Origin of the sequence: Rhizobium sp. N731, from assembly GCF_001664145.1 — a bacterium.
GTDB classification, from domain to species: Bacteria; Pseudomonadota; Alphaproteobacteria; order Rhizobiales; family Rhizobiaceae; genus Rhizobium; species Rhizobium esperanzae.
Genome location: NZ_CP013601.1, coordinates 2,213,039 through 2,231,387, shown reverse-complemented (window position 1 = coordinate 2,231,387; position 18,349 = coordinate 2,213,039). Strand labels below are relative to the sequence as shown.

The following is an 18,349-nucleotide window of genomic DNA, read 5'->3' as shown; positions in this document are numbered from 1 at the left end:
GAGAAATTGCAAGTGGCGGAAGAGGTGGGATTCGAACCCACGGTACGGTTTCCCGCACGCCGGTTTTCAAGACCGGTTCCTTAAACCACTCGGACACTCTTCCAAGTATTTGGGAAGCCTGAAGAAATTCCGTTTCGGTCTTTCCGGTGGATCGGTGGTTTCTGCCGATTTGCTGCCCATTCACTCACAGGCCGGCTTTTTAGCAGCTTTGATGGCAGCGTCAACTTGTTCTGCAGAGAAGCGGCTTTGACAGCCGCTTCAGTTTGTTGACAAAGTCTCCTCCGTCATGCTCGGCCTTGTGCCGAGCATCTGAGCACCGCAATTGCTTGACAGGAAAACGTTTATCTTCAGATGCTTAGTTGATGTGCGCAGATCCTCGGCACGAGACCGAGGATGACGTCGCGGGTTTGCAATGGTTTGTCGGCAGCTGGAGCGGCTTTGGCAGCCGCTTCTCTCTGCCGCCGTCAGACCAGGACGGTGAAGTTGTCGAATGCGAGCTGCGGAAAGCCGGTTGGCTCGACGTCGGGCTGAATATCGAAGCGGACAAAATCGACCGCTCCCAGGGCTGCCAACGAAATGTGCTGGCCGTCGGCAATGGTGTCACCATAGACCGTCAGCGACATCTCACTCACCTTGTTGCCACCGATATAACCCTCGAAGGTTACGAGGGCATCGACACCTTCATAGGCTGGGTCGAAATTGGTTGCGACATCGACGCCCTCTATCGTGAAGAGCTTGCCGTCAACGCGTTCGAAAAACGGATTGTAGGGATTGGTGACGACGTACTCGTTGCCGGCGGATTCGGCGACCGCCCAAAGGTTGCCATCGAGTTTGTCGCCAAATTTGAATCCTGCATAGCCCGAGGCGATGTCAGGCAGCCCGGGATATTCCGTGGGAGCATTCTCGAAATCGATGGAATACTGTCCTTGCGGAGGAGTGTGGACTCCGATGTTGAGACTGCCGACATCCGTGCCGCCTTTTCCATCCGAGATCTTGAATGAAAAATTCTCGCCGAAGATCCCGCCGGGCTCAAGCGCGCTCGGATCATTGACCGTGTAACTATAGCTGCCGTTGCTCCAAATCGTCAGCGTTCCGTGCTCACCCTCGATGGTAAGATATCCCGGCTCGCCCGCCTTATTAGGAATTCTCATCCCGTTGACGAACTGAACCTGAAGCAGATCGCCGTCGGAATCCGAGGCGTTGTCGAGAAGGTTTCCTTCGATGGCCTCCGCTGGTGCGTAGTCGTGGACCGACACGTCAGGCACTATTGGTTTGTGATTTGCCATGGCTCGTCTCCTAAAGATGAGCGTGGAAAGGACGCCGGGCTGCGACCCGAACGCTGCAAATAAACTTTCTACTCCACTTTGAGTCAAGCAACAAACTACACGCGCTAGGGGAGTGACGGCCGATGCCATTGCCGTGAAGGACACGTAAACAAGAGAGCAAAAGCCGATCTACTACCTTGGGACAAAGGCTCCAGTTGCAGCCGGCGTCCGGAGAACAGCTGCTGCTGTCGTCGGTGTCTCGATCCGGTACTTCTCGGCCTCAGAAATCCAGCCAACGTTTACCATGTGCCCCGCATCGGCACGCCGATTTCGGCTCTCATTGCAACAGCGAGAGGGCAGGGCAACGGGCCTTGCGTTAGCGGTTTATAAACCATAATCATTAGAATTGTCGCTATCGCTGCGAAATCGTTCGTAAATTTGCCACGAACTCAGCAAGATTAAAGTCTCGTTAGGCGGGCGGGGATAAGGCGTTGTTGACCCAGGATGGGGCAGGGTTCCTTAACCATAACGATCTTTAAGCGGCGTGGGGCACATGAAACTGGAATACGGGGCGTCTTTCGCAACGGCAGGGCGGTGGCTGGCGATATCGGCGATGTGTGCGACGGTTGCAGCGTGCGGCACCACACAGGCCGTGCCGAAAAAGAGATCTCACGGCAAGGAATATTTCTCTGAATCCGAATATGGCGTGAAAGCCAGCCCGCGGGTCGCCACCGGCAACAACATCCCGAAGGGCGGCGGCCGCTACATGGTCGGCAATCCTTATGTGGTTAAGGGTAAATGGTATTATCCGAAGGAAGACTTCTCCTATAACAAGGTCGGCATCGCTTCCTGGTATGGTTCGGCCTTTCACGGGCGGCTGACGGCCAATGGCGAAGTCTACGACCAGATGCATCTTTCCGCCGCGCATCCGACCTTCCCGCTGCCGAGCTATGCGCGTGTCACCAACGTCGAGAACGGCTCGTCGATCATTGTGCGCGTCAACGATCGCGGTCCCTATCACGAAGGCCGCATCATCGACCTTTCCAACAAGACCGCCGACATGCTGGATCTGCAGCATAGCGGCACAGGCAAGGTGCGTGTGCAATATGTCGGCCGCGCCCGCATGGACGGCCATGACATGCCCTATCTGATGGCCTCTTACGTGCCGAAGGGCGGCCGCATCCCCGGCGTCAATCCGGAAGGGCAGATCGCTACCGGCGTGATGGTCGCTTCCAACAGCCGCAAGATCACCCGTGACCAGCTGCAGAGTGCCGAAGACTACGAGACGCAGCCGGCGAATGTGCCGGTGCCGATGTCGGCGACCTCCTATGCGGGTTCGACGCCGAGCGCACGCTACAACGCGGCGCCCGGCCTTGCGCCGGCCGCCCATGTTCTGGTGGCTCCCTCGGCTTCTGCCTCCAGTGCCGCGCCGGCCTTCGATCAGATGGTCGTGCTGCCGGAGATCGGTCCCATGCCTTATGAGCGGCCCTATGGCGGTTCGCAGGGCTCCCTCGCGCTCGGCTACCAGAACGAGGCGGTGAAGACGGTAACGGTCGATCTCGCTTTCGACGCGGTGATGGTGCGCAATGACGGGCTGACGCAGGCTTCCATCCTTGCCTCGGCCAAGCGCCAGCAGGCAAAATCGGCAGCGCGTTGAGCATGGCGATTGCATCGAATTTCGCCGCGCTCTAACCTTCTCAAAACGCCGTTGACCGATGGGAATTGCGATGCTGAGGCCTGTGCTTCGTCTGCTTGCATGCCTGATGCCGCTCGCCGCCGGCGCACACGCCGCCGACGGGGGGGCAGCCGGTTTCGCCACCAAGGCGGCGCAGGCCTATATGATCGAGGCCTCCACCGGCACGGTGCTTCTCGCCAAGAATGAGGATCAGAGCTTTTCGCCGGCTTCGCTCGCCAAGCTGATGACGATGGATCTGGTCTTCGAGGCAGTGACCAAGGGCCAGATCACGCTCGATACCGAATATCCCGTTTCCGAATATGCCTGGCGCACCGGCGGCGCGCCGTCGAGGACGGCGACAATGTTCGCCGCCCTCAAATCGCGCGTGCGCGTCGAGGATCTGATCAAGGGCGTCGCGATCCAGGGCGCCAATGACAGCTGCATCATCCTCGCTGAGGGGATGGCCGGTAGCGAGCAGCAATTCGCGCAGTCGATGACCCGCCGCGCCCGCGAACTCGGCATGGAGAAAGCGGTGTTCGGCAATTCCACCGGCCTTCCGGACGGCAAGAGCAAAGTGACGGCACGCGAGATGGTGACGCTTGCCACCACTCTCCAGCAATCCTATCCCAATCTCTATCCCTATTTCGCGCAGCTGGATTTCGAATGGAACAAGATCTTCCAGCGCAACCGCAATCCGCTGCTCGGGCTCGATCTCGGCGCCGACGGGCTTGCGACCGGTTTTGCCGAGGGAGAAGGTTATTCGATCGTCGCGTCGGTCCAGCGCGACGACCGGCGGCTGTTTCTGGCGCTTGCCGGCATCGCTTCCGACAAGGAGCGGACGGAGGAGGCCAAGCGCGTGCTCGAATGGGGGCTGACTGCCTTCGAGAGCCGTCAGATCTTCACCGAGCATGAAGTGATCGGCGCAGCCAGCGTCTATGGCGGCTCGGCGCGCACCGTCGATCTGGTCGCCAAGGCGCCGGTCAGTGTCTATATTCCGATCAGCAACCCCGACCGGCTTTCGGCGCGCATCGTCTATCACTGGCCGCTGACGGCGCCGGTGAAGCCGGATTATCAGGCCGGCACGCTCAGGATTTTCGCTGGAAGCCGGCTGCTCAGGGAAGTGCCGCTCTATACCGCGCAGGCGGTCGGGGAAGGCTCGCTCAGCAGCCGGGCGGTCGACGCAGTGCTGGAACTCGGCGAATCGCTGTTCTTCTCCTGGCTCTGGGACAAGTCCGCCCCCGGCTGAACGCCGGGATGAGGCTCTTGCGCACAGCGCTTCTTTTCCCGCGTGCTGTTGCCGCACAGTCATGCTCCAGACTTGAATGCCTGACCTTCTGATACAATTTGCGGGGAAGGTGATTATGTCGCCGCCGCGAAAGGTTTTCCTTCCCGATGTCTTCGGATAGATAGAAGAGGCGGGGCGCGCGGGCGTGCGGCGTCCGGAATGCGGGAAGTTGTCATTGTCATCCGGTACGGGACTATTCGTTACGTTTGAAGGCGGGGAAGGCGCTGGGAAATCCACGCAGATCCGCCGCCTCGCCGAGGCGTTGAAAGGCGAAGGGCATGACGTGCTGGTGACGCGGGAACCGGGCGGGTCGCCGGGCGCGGAAGCCGTGCGCCATGTGCTTCTGTCAGGCGCTGCCGAGGCCTTCGGCACGCGGATGGAGGCGATCCTCTTTGCGGCGGCGCGCAACGATCACGTCGAAGAGGTGATCCGGCCGGCCCTGACATCAGGCAAGATCGTGCTCTGCGACCGCTTCATGGATTCCTCGCGTGTCTACCAGGGTATCACCGGCAATCTCGAGCCCGATTTCATTGAGATGCTGCAGCGGGTCGCCATCAACGGCGTCATGCCGGATTGCACCTTGATACTGGATATTCCCGCAAAGGTCGGCCTGGAGCGGGCGCAGAAGCGCAGCGCTTCGGAAGGTCCCGATCGCTTCGAAAAGGAGCGGCTCGAAACGCACGAAAAACGGCGCGAAGCCTTTCTCGATATCGCCGCCCGCGAGCCGGAGCGCTGCCACGTGGTCGACGCCATGCGGACGGAAGAGGCGATCGCCGCCGAAATTCTGGCGATCGTCAAGCGGCTGATGTCGCCCGCAGACCGGGCTCGGATGCCGGAAGCCGCCCATTATGAGTGAAGTCCATTATGAGTGAAGATCGGCCGGGACTGCTGGACGGCGCCATCTGGCCCGCCGAAAATACCAGGCTGTTTGGCCATGAGGAGGCGGAATCCTTCCTTGCCCAGTCCTACCGATCCGGCAAGGGCCATCACGCCATTCTGATCGAAGGGCCGGAGGGCATCGGCAAGGCGACGCTCGCCTTCCGCTTCGCCAACCACGTGCTCTCGCATCCCGATCCCAACGCAGCGCCAGAGAAGATCGGTGATCCGGATCCCGCCTCGGCCGTCAGCCGGCAGATCGCCTCCGGCGCCTCGCACAATCTCCTGCATCTCGCCCGGCCGGTGGACGAAAAGACGGGCAAGGTGAAATCGGCGATCACCGTCGACGAGGTTCGCCGCGCCGGCAAGTTCTTCTCGCAGACCTCGGGCACCGGCAACTGGCGAATCGTCATTATCGACCCGGCCGACGACATGAACCGCAATGCAGCCAATGCCATTCTGAAGATCCTCGAGGAGCCGCCGAAGCGGGCGCTGTTCCTGGTGCTGTCGCATGCGCCGGGGCGGTTGCTGCCGACGATCCGCTCGCGCTGCCTGCCGCTGAAACTGGCGCCGCTTGCCGACGAAGCACTCGTTGCGGCCCTTGCCCATCTCGGCATAGCAGGCGAGGGCAGCGTGCTTTCGGCCGCCAAGGGCAGCGTCGGCGAAGCCTTGAAGATCTTGAACTATGGCGGCAGCGAAATCATCGCCGGTTATGACGAGGTGCTTTCCGCCGAAGGGCCAACCGCCCGCAAGGCGATGCACCGGCTGGCCGAGGCGCTCTCGGGCAAGGAAAGCGATACGATTTTCGATTTCTTCGTCAGTCACGTCGGCGACGACATCATGAGCCGCGCTCGCGCGGCGGCAGGCGAGGGGCAGATCGCCACGGCCGAACGGCTGGCGCGGCTCTACTCGGAGATTATCGAGCGGCTTACCGTTTCCGACGCCTATAATCTCGACCGCAAGCAGACGATCATCAGTATTCTCGCCGACATCAAGCAGCCCAGACTCTAGCCAAAGTTTCAGCCAAGGTTGGGCGGATCAGCCGGCCAGCAGCTTCCATGCGACGAGCGCAAGGGTGATGGCCAGGACAATGCGAATGATGCGTTCATGCAGCTTCGGCGCCAGAAGGCTTCCCAGAATGATGCCGGGAATCGAGCCGACGAGCAAGGCAAAGAGCATCGCCCAATCGATCTCGCCGATCAGCCAATAGCCGGTGCCGCCGATCAGGGTCAGGGGTACGGCGTGGACGATGTCGGAGCCGACGATTTCGCGCACATCGAGCCTCGGATAGAGCACGAGCAGGATCGTCACCCCCAGCGCACCGGCGCCAACAGAGGTCAAGGTGACAAGCACGCCGAGACAGAATCCGAGAATGACGGTGAGGGCAAGGATGGTTGTCGGCCGCGGCGGGTTGCGTTCGCCGATGGCGCGGCGCGCCAATTGAAGGATTGGGCCGCGAAAGATCAGCATGATCGCGGTCATGACGAGAAGCCAACCGAGGGCTGATGTAATGGTGTTGGTCACGCCGATGCTCTTGCGATCGACGCCTGCCAACAGCCAGAGCATCAGCAAGGCGGCCGGGACGCTGCCTGCGGCGAGACCGCCGACGATCTTCCAGTTGATGCGCCCATGCACGCCGTGAACAGCGGTGCCCGCCGTCTTGGTGATCGCCGCATAGAGAAGATCGGTGCCGACGGCAGTTGCCGGATGGACGCCGAAGAGCAGCACCAGCAGGGGTGTCATCAGCGAACCGCCGCCAACGCCGGTAATGCCGACAAGGGCGCCTACAAACAGTCCCGAAATTGAATAGAGAGGCTCGAATGTCAAGCAAGCGCCTCCAACGGCGCCCGGCCACGGGGATTGTGGTAGGTGAAAACTGGCACTTCGTTCGGTCCCGCCTCTCTTTCTGACGACCGGTAAATTGCGTGCGAGACGGAGTCAAGCTCACGACCCCCGTGTCCCGGAAATCATGGACAGCGGCGAAACTTGATGTTTCGCTTGACGGTGACATGCGCTAAGAGCGGCTGACCATTGATAGAATAAGCCGGACATTGGCCGCCATGACAGACAAGACACCCTTCTACATCACCACCGCGATTTCCTATCCCAACGGCAAGCCGCATATCGGCCACGCCTATGAGCTGATCGCGACGGATGCGATGGCGCGCTACCAGCGCCTGGACGGCAGGGATGTCTTCTTCCTGACGGGCACCGACGAACACGGCCAGAAGATGCAGCAGACGGCGCGCGCCGAAGGAATCTCCGCGCAGGCGCTTGCCGACCGCAACTCCGGCGAATTCCAGGCGATGGCGAAGCTGCTCAACGCCTCCAACGATGACTTCATCCGCACCACGCAGGAGCGTCATCACGAGACGTCGCGGAATATCTGGAAACTGATGGCCGACAATGGCGACATCTACAAGGACAGCTATGCCGGCTGGTATTCGGTGCGCGACGAGGCCTATTATCAGGAAAATGAGACGGAGCTGCGCGCCGACGGCGTACGTTACGGCCCGCAAGGCACGCCCGTCGAGTGGGTGGAAGAGGCAAGCTATTTCTTCAAGCTCTCCGAATACCAGGACAGGCTGCTTGCCCATTACGAGGCCAATCCCGATTTCATCGGTCCGGCCGAACGCCGCAACGAGGTGATCTCCTTCGTCAAGTCGGGCCTCAAGGACCTGTCGGTGTCGCGCACGACCTTCGATTGGGGCATCAAGGTGCCGAACGACCCGTCGCATGTCATGTATGTCTGGGTGGACGCGCTGACCAACTACATCACGGCGACGGGCTATATCGAGGACAAGAATGGTCCGAGGGCGAAGTACTGGCCGGCGGATGTGCACATCATCGGCAAGGACATCATCCGCTTCCACGCGGTCTATTGGCCGGCCTTCCTGATGTCGGCGAAGCTGCCGCTGCCGAAGCGGGTCTTTGCCCACGGCTTCCTGCTCAACAAGGGCGAGAAGATGTCGAAGTCGCTCGGCAACGTCGTCGATCCCGTCAATCTGGTGAATCATTTCGGTCTCGATCAGGTGCGCTACTTCTTCCTGCGCGAAGTTTCCTTCGGCCAGGACGGCAGCTATAGCGAAGAGGCGATCGGCACACGCATCAACTCCGACCTCGCCAACGGCATCGGCAATCTCGCCAGCAGGTCGCTGTCGATGATCGTCAAGAATTGCGACGGCAAGATCCCGGAATGCGGGCCGCTGACCGACGAGGACAAGGCGATGCTGGCCCAGGCTGACGCGCTGCATGCATCGACGCGCGAGGACATGGGCAAGCAGCTCATCCATCGCGCTCTCGCCTCGATCATTTCAGTCGTTTCGGAGGCCGATCGCTATTTCGCCGGCCAGGCGCCCTGGGCGCTGAAGAAGACGGATCCGGCGCGGATGGGCACGGTGCTGTACGTCACGGCCGAGGTGGTGCGCCAGATCGCCATCCTGTTGCAGCCCTTCATGCCGGAATCATCCGGCAAGCTGCTCGATCTCGTGGCCGCGCCTGCCGACAAGCGCGATTTTGCCGCGCTTGGCGAGGCTGGCCGTCTTGTTACCGGGACGGCGCTCGAAGCGCCGGCGCCGGTCTTCCCGCGCTATGTGGCTCCGGAGGCCTGAGGCCGTGCTGATCGATACCCATTGCCATCTCGATTTTGCCGACTTCGAGGCGGAGCGCGACGAGATCGTCACGCGCGCCCACCAAGCCGGCGTCAAACAGATGGTGACGATCTCGACGCGCGTGCGTAAGCTCGACGGGCTGCTCGCCATCACGGAGAAATATCCGTCGGTGTTCTGCTCCGTCGGCACTCATCCGAACAATGCCGGCGACGAGCTGGACATTCAAACCGAAGAGCTGGTGCGCCTGGCGAACGCGCATGAGAAAGTGGTGGCGATCGGCGAAGCCGGCCTCGATTATTTCTACGACACGCAGACACCTGAGGACCAGCAGACCGGCTTTCGCCGCCATATTGCCGCGGCTCGAGAAACGCAGCTTCCGCTCGTCATCCACAGCCGCAGCGCCGATGCCGATATGGCTGACATCCTGACCGAGGAAACGGGGAAGGGGGCCTTCCCTTTCATCCTGCATTGCTTCTCGGCAGGACCGGATCTGGCGCGGACCGGTGTCGAACTCGGCGGCTACATCTCTTTCTCGGGCATTCTGACCTTCCCGAAATCGGAAGAGCTGCGTGAGATCGCCAAGACCATCCCGCATGAACGGCTGCTGGTGGAAACGGACGCGCCCTATCTGGCGCCGAAGCGCTGGCGCGGCAAGCGCAATGAGCCGTCCTATGTCGTCAACACGGCCGAAGTGCTCGCCGAGACGATCGGTCTTTCCTATGCGGACGTCGCACGGATCACGACGGAGAACGCGTTGCGCCTGTTCTCGAAAATGCCAAGGATTTAGCAGGTGCTCTATCGGCGGCGCTTCACCATTCTCGGCTGTTCGTCGTCACCGGGCGTGCCGCGTATCACCGGGGATTGGGGCGCCTGCAATCCCGACAACCCAAAGAACCGGCGCACGCGCGCCTCGTTCATGGTGCAGCAATTCGCTCCTGATGGCGGTGTGACGACTGTCGTCATCGACACCGGGCCGGATTTTCGCGAGCAGATGATCAGGGCAGGGGCCGACCATGTCGATGCGGTGCTCTATAGCCATCCGCATGCCGATCATATTCATGGCATCGACGATCTGCGCGGCTATTTTCACAATACGCGCCGGCGAGTGCCGATCTACGCCGACCAATTTACGATGGACAGACTGCGTGAAGCCTTCGGCTATTGCCTGGAGACGCCGCCGGGCAGCAATTATCCGCCGATCGTGCTGCCTGTCGTCATTGAAAATCTTGACGAACCCGTCGAGATCCGCGGCCCCGGCGGCAAGATCGGCTTTTTCCCCCATATCCAGCAGCATGGTGATATCAATTCGCTCGGCTTCCGCATCGGTGATGTAGCCTATTGCAGCGATATCAGCGATTTCCCGCCCCAGACCGTCGAGAAATTGCAAAATCTCGACGTGCTAATCATCGACGCCCTGCAGTACACCTATCACCCAAGCCATCTGTCGCTGGAACAGTCGCTCGACTGGATCGGCAGGCTGAAGCCGAAACGGGCGATTCTCACCCACATGCATACGCCGCTGGATTACGACGCAGTGATGGCGCAGACGCCGGACCACGTGGTGCCGGCGTTTGATCAGATGAGCTTCGAGACGGAGTTTCGCGCCTAGCCCGGCGCTGCAGCGTGCTTTTACATCCAAAAAGACGCGCGGCGCAGAAGGATCGGGGACTGAGCCCCGATCCTGGCACAGGTCACTGCATATAGGGAAGAACCTCGACGGCGCCGCGATAGATCATGTCGAGCGAGACGTAGAGGATGATCAGCAGACCGATATAAGCGATCCAGCGATGGCGGCCGAGTAGCCGGGCGATCAGGTTCGCGGCAATACCCATCAGCGCGATTGACAGTGCGAGGCCGATGACCAAGACGCTTGGATGTTCGCGCGCAGCACCGGCAACGGCGAGCACGTTGTCGAGCGACATCGAAACGTCGGCAATGACGATCTGGGTTGCCGCCTGGAAGAAGGTCTTTTTCGGCGCGCCTTCGCCGCTTTCCGCTACGCGATCCTCGTTGTGGCCGTCGCGAAGCTCGCGCCACATCTTCCAGCAGACCCAAAGCAGCAGCAGGCCGCCGGCCAGCAGCAGGCCGACGATCGCCAACAGATAGACGGCGACACTGGCGAACAGAATACGCAGAACCGTTGCGGCAAGAATGCCGACGATGATCGCCTTGCGCCGTTGCGTGGCCTCGAGGCCGGCAGCGGCAAGACCGATAACCACAGCGTTGTCGCCGGCGAGAACAAGGTCGATAGCAATGACCTGCAGCAAAGCCGTCAGACCGGCTGCCGTGAAGATGTCCATATGAAATGTCCCCAATGCGTCGAAAGCCGTGCTAGCGTCTCGATGGTTTGACGTCAACCGCCGAAGGCGGCAACAGACGGTGCGATTCACTGCCTGGTCTATCTGAAAAAGGACAGGCGGCAACGTTATGGAACTGCCACGGAATGCGGCCGATCCGTCCCACTGCCGTGGAACATTCATCTCGGCTGCCGGTTCTTCAAGTCAGAAACCAGCGTCGGGTCGACGGCTGGAAGGAGACATCGAGAGGAGCGTTCCGTGAGCAACATTCACCACGATACCAACCCGGGTTCTTCAGGCCCGGTGGGCGGCGGCAGCCTTACCGCATTCTTCGACAGCCGGTCCGAAGCCGAATCTGCGATCTCCCGTCTCGAGGACGCCGGCGTGCCGGTCGCGAGAATAAGATTGATGCCGGGATATGAGGCGGATGGGAAGAATGCCGGCGTCGTCAGAGACGACCGCAGCGGCTTCTTCGACGCGCTGGCCGACTTCTTCTTCCCGGACGAAGACCGCGCGATGTACGCGGAAGGGCTGCGGCGAGGCGGCTTCCTCGTTCAGGTCAATGATATCGACGACGCGCTCTATGAGACCGTTCACGATATTCTGGACGACGAGGGCAGCATCGACATCGATGAGCGGGCGGATCTCTGGTTATCGGAAAGCGGCCGTCAAGGCGGGTCGAATACCGGTTTTGCCGGCTTGGCGCATGGCGGCAGAGCCGCGGACGACCTGGCCGTGTCCGAAAGCGCGTTCGAAACATCATCAGAGGATGAAACCCGACCGGTGGCGATGCGCGACACCACGCATGGAAGCGCCAAGATCCGCGCCTATACTTATCCCGGAGGCGGCTCGCCATCGACCGATCCTGGCCGGCAAACGCAGACGCAATCGCAAAGCGGATCGAACCAGAATCAGGGATTCCGACGTGATCACTGATGTCCAGAGGCCTGGCATGAGAGCAGGCCTCGTTCGCTCTTGCTGATAATCGAGGAGACGTCCATGCAATCATCCATCAATCGCGACGGTTTCTTTCCGCCGGATCCCGATGAGCTGGTCGCAGAAGGTGAGCCGCCCTTTGCCGATGCCGCCAGCGCGACTGCGCGTGAGAAGGCCGACTACGATCTCGATATCCTTCGGCACGAAGTAAGGCTGTTGCGCGCCCGGATCGGCATTTTGCGCGAGGATGCGGAATCGGCGCTGAAAGCCCAGGCAAACCTGATAGATGCAAGCGCCCATGTCCAGCTCGGCAACTATCCTTGGGCAAAGCTCGCCTTGGCCACCGGTGCGGCTTTCATCGCCGCCAGAATCGTTCGCAGCCTTCCGTTCGGCGTTTTGCTGGCCGGATTTGCCGGCCACCTCTCTCAGACGAGACGGTGCTGAAGGGCTGACCATCTGATACGCTCGGTCCTCCGACAACTCGGGGAGAGCCCGATGTGCGGCCCGTAGTCTGACTGCGGGCCGCACTTCGCAGCTGTTGTCCCAGATTCATTTCTGACATTACCAACCGGCACTGTGCCGCAGGGAGCCTGCAGGCCGGGGGAGGCGCCCCGATGATGTGTCACCGAGACAAGGATCGGCAGTGATCGCAGCTGGGGCAACGATCAGCTGCCTCGGCCAGGTTCGTCGATTGACGTTGATGGCGTGACGCTTCACAAAGTGCCAAGCCTCTACAGTAGAAGCGGCACCGTCTCGGGGACCACACATGCGCAGCAACGACGACCGCCATCCCTTGCGGAAAATATTCACAATCCTGACGGTCGTGTTTTCGACGCTGCAGCCAATCGGCATCAATCCTGCTTCCTCGGCCGAGTCATCCGGGTCCTCGGCGCCGATCCGGGTCATTATCGAATTGCCGAACGACGATTCCGGTCGCGCTCTGGTCGATCGGATCGTTCCCGGCAATCAGGAGCCCAGGCCGCCAGCCGCCGTCTCACCAGAGCCAGCGTCGCCTTCGATCGCGACCTCACTGCAGGAGTTGCGCCAGCGCTTGCTCTCGCTCGTCAACGCAGTTCCGACCCTTCCGGGACAGATCCAGGCGGCGATCCGGCTCTTCCAGACAGACAATCGTATCGACCCTGTCGGTCTGATCCTGGCGGTCACACTCTTCATAGCAGGCGGATTTCTCGCGCAGCGCATCGCCTGGTGGTCGGGGCGAGGGCTTCTTCATTTTATACTGACCGCACCTGCCGACACGGTCCGGCAGCGGATCAAACTGCACGCCGGGCGGCTGTCGATGGGGCTTCTCGCATTGATCGGCTACCTCATCGGAAGCCTCGGCGCCTTCATCCTGTTTCCGTGGCCCGCTGTGTTTCGCGATGTTGCGCTTATTTTGCTGTCAGCTGCGCTCATGGTGCGCCTCGGCGTGCTGGTGGGCCGCATCGTGATAGCGCCGGGCGCCCGCCTGCCGCATATGCGGCTTGTGACCCTTGTGACGTCGCTTGCGTGGTTCTGGTACTATTGGCTCCTTGCAACGGCCGCGCTGTTAGCAGCCGGCTGGGCCACGATCGAAGTGATGCGGACGATAAGAGCTCCGGCCATATTGATCGATCTTTTTACCGCGGCATGGCTCGCGGCCGTCTCGATCGCGCTGATCGCGATGATCTGGCTGCGGCAGTTCCGTTCCGACGGGCCGCCGGTGAACCGGCTGATCAGCGTCGGATTCACCGCAGGCATCATTCTCTCGTGGCTGTTATGGGTGTCGGGAATGCGGGCTGCATTCTGGACGGTGATCGTCATTGCGCTTCTGCCGCTGACGGTATCGGTAGCGCGCGATATCACTCGGCGCATCATCATAAATTCGCAGGATGAGCGTGCCGTGGAGGATCCGGCCATCTTGGGATGGTCGGTCGTTATCATGCAGACGTTGCGCAACGGCCTTATCGTGGTTGCCGCGCTGCTCATCGCCCGCTCGTGGGATGTCAATCTCGGCGATCTTGCCGCAGCCGAAACGGTGACCACACGTCTGATCCGGGCGGGAATCCGGATCGTGATCGTATTGCTGGTGACCGACGTCATCTGGAAGCTCGTCAGCACTCTGATCGACACGCAGATGGAAGTGGCGTCGCGAAGCGTGAATGCAGGCCATCAGGAGGGGCCAGAGGCGCGCCGCCGTCAGCGGTTGTATACGCTTCTTCCCATTCTTCGCAACGTGCTGTTCCTCGCGATCGGCGCCGTCGGCTTCCTGATGATCCTGGATGCCGTCGGCATTCAGATCGGACCGCTGCTTGCGGGCGCCGGTGTCGTCGGCATAGCTGTCGGCTTCGGTGCGCAAACGCTCGTCAAGGACATTATCTCCGGGGTGTTTTATCTGTTCGACGATGCCTTCCGCATTGGAGAATATATCCAGGCGGCAAAATACAAAGGTACTGTCGAAGGATTTTCGCTGCGATCGATCCGCTTGCGACACCACCGCGGTCCTGTCACCATCGTTCCATTCGGCGAACTCGGCGCGGTGCAAAATCTGAGCCGCGACTGGGTCATCGACATCATCACGCTTACGCTGAACTATGACAGCGACCTCGAGGAGGTCCGCAAGACCATCAAGCGCATTGGCGTCGAGCTTCTGGACGATGCCGAGCTGGGGCCCAATATCATCGAGCCCTTGAAAATGCAGGGCATTGAGCAAATGGCGGATTATGGCGTGCAGATCAGGCTGAAATTCATGGCCAAACCGGGCGAACAGTTTGGCGTCCGCCGAAAGGCGCTTGCCATGCTGAAGAAGACCTTCGCCGAAAAGGGCATTCAGTTTGCAACACCGACGGTGCATGTCTCCGGCGGAACGGCCGATGCAGCGTCATCAGCCGCCGCGTCGGAGCTCCAGAGACCAACAAAACCCATCTTGCCGATTGAGGAGTGACAAACAGGGCTTCCATGCCCCTTGTTTGAATGCCCGCGAGCGATGTACGAGTAGAACTTGTCGAGCAATCAACCTAAAGATTCAGCCAGATGATTGATTTCAGGTCACTCACCGAAGCAGATTTTCCGATGTTATGTGAGTGGCTAAATAGCCCTCATATGCGTGCTCACTACCAGAAGACGCCGATAACGATCGAGGAAGTTCAGAGGAAGTATTCTGAGCGCCTGAGCCCAAGCCATCCTACCCATTGCCATATAGCTTGTTATAATGGTGAGCCTTTCGGAAAATTGCAGTGCTATTTGCTTCGCGACTATCCCGAATTCGCGTCTGAGATGGGCGAGCACGACGGCGTAGCGGTCGACTTATTTATCGGAGATGTGCAGTTCATAGGGAGAGGCTTGGGGAAAGCTATGCTTCGCTCATATGTGCTGAACGTGGTTCCTTCGCTTTTTCCCCAAGACTGCAAATGTTTCATTTGTCACGCTAAAGAGAACAAAACAGCTATTCGGGGTTCGCTGTCCGCAGGGTTTCTGCCGTATCGAGACGTCATCGAGAGCGGAGTGGAAAGTCTGCTACTTTCATTCGACCGACCGAACTAGGCATGTCGGCCTTTTATCCGATAATCTCGTTCAGCGATAAATCCTGCTGACCATTGCGGACACATCCGTTGCGACACACCATTCAAAGTAGCGTGCAAAGGCAAGGATCGGCACTGACAACTCTGAGCATTGCGCAGGGTCATTTGGATTAAAGGCGGTTTGCGGGTCGGCGCTGAAAGCCCAGGCAACCTGATCGATGCAAGCGCCCATGTCCAGCTCGGCAACTATCCTTGGCTAAAGCTCGCCATCGCCACCGGTGTAGCCTTCGCGGTAGCGAGGGCCATCGGGAACTTACCGTTCGGCGTATTGCTGGCCGGACTTGCCGGTCATGCTTCGCAGGCGAGACGGTGGTGTACGATCTCGGGGCCGGCGCGCCTTCTCGCCGCCTGAACGGCATCAGTGACCGGCACGGATGGTCTTCGGGCCGCTTGTCCCCACATCTTGTCTGGCGAAAGTGACCCGCACTTTGCGTCTGCCCCCGACGGGGCGGTCCTTGAAACATGCTGCCGGGTCATGACACCCGGCAGCAAGGCCATCCTATTGGCCGGTCTTATTTCATTGCTTGGTCTACCGGGCGCAGCCAGTCTTATTCCCGTTGATCACGGTAACGTCCGGATCGTTGAAGGCAAGATTGGCTGCGCCGGCCGCCGCCACCCTGGAAGCTGCGGCATTGTTGCCCGTCGAGATTTGGGCTCTTGCTATGCTCCAGTGATCGGGCGGGTTGTTGTCGAAGTCGATCTGCCAGGGAAAAGCGAGGGGCTGATCGATGGCGAAGGCGCCTACAGCGATACCCGCGTTACCGACCTGAAAGTTGGCGCCTGGCGCTGGCGCGACGTTGCCAAGATCGATTTTGACCAGGCACTGGAAGTTATTCATCGCGGCTCTTGCGGCTGCGTCATTCGCATAATGGAAAAACGAGAGGCTCGGTGCGCCGCCGCTCACTCCAAAGTTCCCGGCCTCCCAGATCACATGGTGCTGGGGGTCGGCCACCACTCCGCGGTAGACGGAATAGGCGCTTGCAGGGCTTGCTGCGCCGAGCGCGGCAAGGATGGCGAAGGTGGTTGCGATAACACTGCATGGTCGTTTGTTGCTGTTCATAGCGGTTCCTTTCACGATAGGGTAAACGCCTCCGCGCCATGCGGGGACGCTGACCGGCGGCGTGTTCCGCCGGATGACAGGTGTTGAGACGAAAGCGCGGGCTTGCGCCGCATGGGTGTCTTTCGCGGGACCGGTTCAGACCGCCTGTTGAGCGGTTAAGGCGAGATCGGTGCCGCAGGAGTAGGGTGAGGGACCTCTCAGCCTGTTGACACTGGCATATGGTCCCAGGTGACGGCGGCTTGTCAGCCGCCGTCTGTCCGTGATCAGGAAACCCCGATCAGGTTTTCGATGTTGAGTACCGCAGTGCGCGACGTCAGCGAGCCGCCATAGGTGACCTCGACGGCTTCGGTCACATCCTGGATGTCCATCACGTCGCCTGTCTCGTAGTTACCGAAGACCACCCAGTAATTCGGATGCGGGGTGAAGACGGCCGTCATGTTCGGAGCCGCCTGAACGGCGAAGGTGCCCGAACCGGACATGCCGATGCCGACGGACGTCTTGTTCGGCGCGATATTGGACAATTGCTGGATGGTAAGCGAGCCGAGCGCGCCCGTACCGCTTGGACTGCCGAAGGTCGTCGCACCGTACTGGTCCTTCGTCAGCTGGATCAGATTCTGGCGATCAGGATCGGCCGGCACGGTCTGGCTGGCCGAGAAGTTGATGCCCGGCTGCAGCAGGCCGGTTTCCGACCAGACGAAGCTATATTCGACGCCCCAGGTGAACGTCACCCGACTTCCCGGCGCCGTCGGACGGGCGAACCAGGCGAGCGAAAACACGTTGCCGGGAATCGTGGTTGGCGGTGCCTTCTGGAACACGGCGAAGCTGCCGTGCAGTTGCGAGTTGTTGATGCAGGTCAGAGAGTATTTGGTCATTTCCACTGCCTTTCGTTTGAGGATTGCCCGGGATGGGGGGACCGGCACCGTCCCCGGGGCTGGGACGGTGCCGGCGTATCCCTCGCCGCGTCTGGAGGAATAGCGGCAAGGGAGCTGCCCGGCTCGCGAGGTGAGGCCGGGAAGACCGGTGGGGTCAGCCGGTTTGGACGATCACGTTATCCGGCCCCACATTGATCTGTGCGCTGTTTGTCAGAAGGTCGCTTCCGGACCCCTGGGTAAAGCGAACGCTCGTTGCCATGCTCAGGTCCGATTGATCGGGAGCAGGGAATTCGAAGCGCGTACCGAAAATCACCGTTGCCGTCGGCGACAGATCGGGTTCGAGGCTGAGCTGGCTCAGACTTTTCGGAATCGATAGGAGAATCGGTGCCGGTCCGACGCTGAGGCCGATATAGCCGTCCGCCGGAATTCCAGAATCGAAGGTCACGGACACCTGTTCCTTCGAAGTTCCTGCGGTCCGGGCGAAGGCGAAAGCGCCCTGGCTCCAGGACAACACGACGCTGTCGCCCAGCGAAACCGGGGTTGTCTGCGCACTGGCGAGATCTGTACCGCGAAAAGCCAGCAAGCTTAGTGCGCCGCTGCCGCCCTTCCAGGTGAGGGTCTGAGGAGGCGAGCCCTGGGTAGTCGCGCCGGAAACAAGCGCCGTGACGATTTGCTTCTGCTTTGGCGTGACGCTTTTCAGTTCGGGCGGGAAGACACTGAAAAACCGCGAACCGGGCACGCTCGACTGGTTGGTGGCAGTCAGGCTGAAGGTGATATCGTTTCCCATGGGCGCGTTGCTCGGCGCGCCGGTTTTTGCCGTCGGTTTAGACATCGGTTCGTTTCCTTTCAGGAGGCTGGCCGCTCGGGCTGTTCTTTTACGTTAAGCTGATCCTATGTGGTCCATCCGAGGGTGTC

At 60.5% G+C, this 18,349-nt stretch carries 17 protein-coding genes, 1 tRNA gene and 1 pseudogene; 12 read left to right on the top strand and 7 right to left on the bottom strand.

The window, feature by feature from the left end; genetic code table 11:
• Positions 1 to 13: 13 nt before the first annotated feature.
• Positions 14 to 103: transfer RNA gene (locus AMK02_RS10970), tRNA-Ser, on the bottom strand.
• Between the two features lie 361 nt (positions 104 to 464).
• Positions 465 to 1,373: an Ig-like domain-containing protein gene (locus AMK02_RS10965; protein WP_237350391.1), complete on the bottom strand. Its 909-nt coding sequence runs from the start codon at positions 1,371 to 1,373 to the stop codon at positions 465 to 467.
• Positions 1,374 to 1,818: 445 nt separating this feature from the next.
• On the opposite strand from AMK02_RS10965, the gene AMK02_RS10960 reads away from it, so the two are divergent.
• The 4 genes from AMK02_RS10960 (at position 1,819) to AMK02_RS10945 (ending at position 6,112) form a co-directional block, all read left to right on the top strand.
• Positions 1,819 to 2,922 (top strand): septal ring lytic transglycosylase RlpA family protein, encoded by a 1,104-nt coding sequence (locus tag AMK02_RS10960; RefSeq protein WP_064802677.1) that lies wholly within the window; start codon positions 1,819 to 1,821, stop codon positions 2,920 to 2,922.
• 70 nt (positions 2,923 to 2,992) lie between these two features.
• On the top strand, positions 2,993 to 4,186 hold the full coding sequence (locus tag AMK02_RS10955) for a D-alanyl-D-alanine carboxypeptidase family protein (protein WP_064806142.1): 1,194 nt from the start codon (positions 2,993 to 2,995) through the stop codon (positions 4,184 to 4,186).
• Between the two features lie 214 nt (positions 4,187 to 4,400).
• Complete coding sequence (gene tmk, locus AMK02_RS10950) at positions 4,401 to 5,081, top strand: dTMP kinase (RefSeq protein ID WP_064802675.1); 681 nt, start codon at positions 4,401 to 4,403, stop codon at positions 5,079 to 5,081.
• 8 nt (positions 5,082 to 5,089) lie between these two features.
• On the top strand, positions 5,090 to 6,112 hold the full coding sequence (locus AMK02_RS10945; RefSeq protein ID WP_064802673.1) for a DNA polymerase III subunit delta': 1,023 nt from the start codon (positions 5,090 to 5,092) through the stop codon (positions 6,110 to 6,112).
• Between the two features lie 27 nt (positions 6,113 to 6,139).
• Here the strand turns inward: AMK02_RS10945 and AMK02_RS10940 are convergent, their stop codons facing one another.
• Positions 6,140 to 6,928: a sulfite exporter TauE/SafE family protein gene (locus tag AMK02_RS10940; RefSeq protein WP_064802671.1), complete on the bottom strand. Its 789-nt coding sequence runs from the start codon at positions 6,926 to 6,928 to the stop codon at positions 6,140 to 6,142.
• Positions 6,929 to 7,161: 233 nt separating this feature from the next.
• Here AMK02_RS10940 and metG point away from each other — a divergent pair, with 233 nt between their 5' ends.
• Genes metG through AMK02_RS10925 form a run of 3 tightly spaced genes read left to right on the top strand, consistent with a single transcriptional unit; the run spans position 7,162 to position 10,321 of the window.
• Positions 7,162 to 8,712 carry a methionine--tRNA ligase gene (gene metG / locus AMK02_RS10935; RefSeq protein WP_064802669.1) on the top strand — a complete coding sequence of 517 codons (1,551 nt, stop codon included), beginning with the start codon at positions 7,162 to 7,164 and terminating at the stop codon, positions 8,710 to 8,712.
• Between the two features lie 4 nt (positions 8,713 to 8,716).
• Positions 8,717 to 9,499, top strand: coding sequence for a TatD family hydrolase (locus tag AMK02_RS10930; protein ID WP_064806140.1), 783 nt, complete (start codon positions 8,717 to 8,719; stop codon positions 9,497 to 9,499).
• A 3-nt stretch (positions 9,500 to 9,502) separates the two neighbouring features.
• Complete coding sequence (locus tag AMK02_RS10925) at positions 9,503 to 10,321, top strand: MBL fold metallo-hydrolase (RefSeq protein ID WP_064802667.1); 819 nt, start codon at positions 9,503 to 9,505, stop codon at positions 10,319 to 10,321.
• A gap of 82 nt (positions 10,322 to 10,403) precedes the next feature.
• Here the strand turns inward: AMK02_RS10925 and AMK02_RS10920 are convergent, their stop codons facing one another.
• Positions 10,404 to 11,012, bottom strand: coding sequence for a TerC family protein (locus AMK02_RS10920; RefSeq protein ID WP_064802665.1), 609 nt, complete (start codon positions 11,010 to 11,012; stop codon positions 10,404 to 10,406).
• Between the two features lie 255 nt (positions 11,013 to 11,267).
• Here AMK02_RS10920 and AMK02_RS10915 point away from each other — a divergent pair, with 255 nt between their 5' ends.
• The 5 genes and pseudogenes from AMK02_RS10915 to AMK02_RS32105 all read left to right on the top strand — a co-directional run.
• Positions 11,268 to 11,945: a hypothetical protein gene (locus AMK02_RS10915; protein WP_064802662.1), complete on the top strand. Its 678-nt coding sequence runs from the start codon at positions 11,268 to 11,270 to the stop codon at positions 11,943 to 11,945.
• 63 nt (positions 11,946 to 12,008) lie between these two features.
• Entirely contained in the window at positions 12,009 to 12,389 is a 381-nt protein-coding gene (locus AMK02_RS10910) for a hypothetical protein (RefSeq protein WP_064802660.1), read from the top strand.
• A 322-nt stretch (positions 12,390 to 12,711) separates the two neighbouring features.
• Positions 12,712 to 14,865, top strand: a complete 2,154-nt coding sequence (locus tag AMK02_RS10905; RefSeq protein WP_064802658.1) for a mechanosensitive ion channel family protein — start codon at positions 12,712 to 12,714, stop codon at positions 14,863 to 14,865.
• Positions 14,866 to 14,954: 89 nt separating this feature from the next.
• Positions 14,955 to 15,464 (top strand): GNAT family N-acetyltransferase, encoded by a 510-nt coding sequence (locus AMK02_RS10900; protein ID WP_064802656.1) that lies wholly within the window; start codon positions 14,955 to 14,957, stop codon positions 15,462 to 15,464.
• 166 nt (positions 15,465 to 15,630) lie between these two features.
• Positions 15,631 to 15,854: pseudogene (locus tag AMK02_RS32105) on the top strand (hypothetical protein); the annotation flags it as partial.
• 177 nt (positions 15,855 to 16,031) lie between these two features.
• Here AMK02_RS32105 and AMK02_RS10890 read toward each other — a convergent pair.
• From AMK02_RS10890 to AMK02_RS10880, 3 genes are all read right to left on the bottom strand, one after another.
• On the bottom strand, positions 16,032 to 16,562 hold the full coding sequence (locus tag AMK02_RS10890; protein ID WP_064802652.1) for a hypothetical protein: 531 nt from the start codon (positions 16,560 to 16,562) through the stop codon (positions 16,032 to 16,034).
• 263 nt (positions 16,563 to 16,825) lie between these two features.
• The gene (locus tag AMK02_RS10885; protein ID WP_064802650.1) at positions 16,826 to 17,434 is read right to left on the bottom strand and encodes a hypothetical protein; all 609 of its coding nucleotides are present in this window, start codon (positions 17,432 to 17,434) and stop codon (positions 16,826 to 16,828) included.
• A gap of 154 nt (positions 17,435 to 17,588) precedes the next feature.
• The gene (locus AMK02_RS10880; protein WP_064802649.1) at positions 17,589 to 18,266 is read right to left on the bottom strand and encodes a hypothetical protein; all 678 of its coding nucleotides are present in this window, start codon (positions 18,264 to 18,266) and stop codon (positions 17,589 to 17,591) included.
• Positions 18,267 to 18,349 lie beyond the last annotated feature (83 nt).

What these genes read in the sequence shown, in the direction of transcription:
- AMK02_RS10955 (WP_064806142.1), top strand. Translation starts at nt 2,993, where the DNA reads ATGCTGAGGCCTGTGCTTCGTCTGCTTGCATGCCTGATGCCGCTCGCC.
- AMK02_RS10905 (WP_064802658.1), top strand. Translation starts at nt 12,712, where the DNA reads ATGCGCAGCAACGACGACCGCCATCCCTTGCGGAAAATATTCACAATC.
- AMK02_RS10880 (WP_064802649.1), bottom strand. Translation starts at nt 18,266, where the DNA reads ATGTCTAAACCGACGGCAAAAACCGGCGCGCCGAGCAACGCGCCCATG.
- AMK02_RS10900 (WP_064802656.1), top strand. Translation starts at nt 14,955, where the DNA reads ATGATTGATTTCAGGTCACTCACCGAAGCAGATTTTCCGATGTTATGT.
- metG (WP_064802669.1), top strand. Translation starts at nt 7,162, where the DNA reads ATGACAGACAAGACACCCTTCTACATCACCACCGCGATTTCCTATCCC.
- AMK02_RS10890 (WP_064802652.1), bottom strand. Translation starts at nt 16,562, where the DNA reads ATGAACAGCAACAAACGACCATGCAGTGTTATCGCAACCACCTTCGCC.
- AMK02_RS10945 (WP_064802673.1), top strand. Translation starts at nt 5,090, where the DNA reads ATGAGTGAAGATCGGCCGGGACTGCTGGACGGCGCCATCTGGCCCGCC.
- AMK02_RS10885 (WP_064802650.1), bottom strand. Translation starts at nt 17,434, where the DNA reads ATGACCAAATACTCTCTGACCTGCATCAACAACTCGCAACTGCACGGC.
- AMK02_RS10960 (WP_064802677.1), top strand. Translation starts at nt 1,819, where the DNA reads ATGAAACTGGAATACGGGGCGTCTTTCGCAACGGCAGGGCGGTGGCTG.
- AMK02_RS10910 (WP_064802660.1), top strand. Translation starts at nt 12,009, where the DNA reads ATGCAATCATCCATCAATCGCGACGGTTTCTTTCCGCCGGATCCCGAT.
- AMK02_RS10920 (WP_064802665.1), bottom strand. Translation starts at nt 11,012, where the DNA reads ATGGACATCTTCACGGCAGCCGGTCTGACGGCTTTGCTGCAGGTCATT.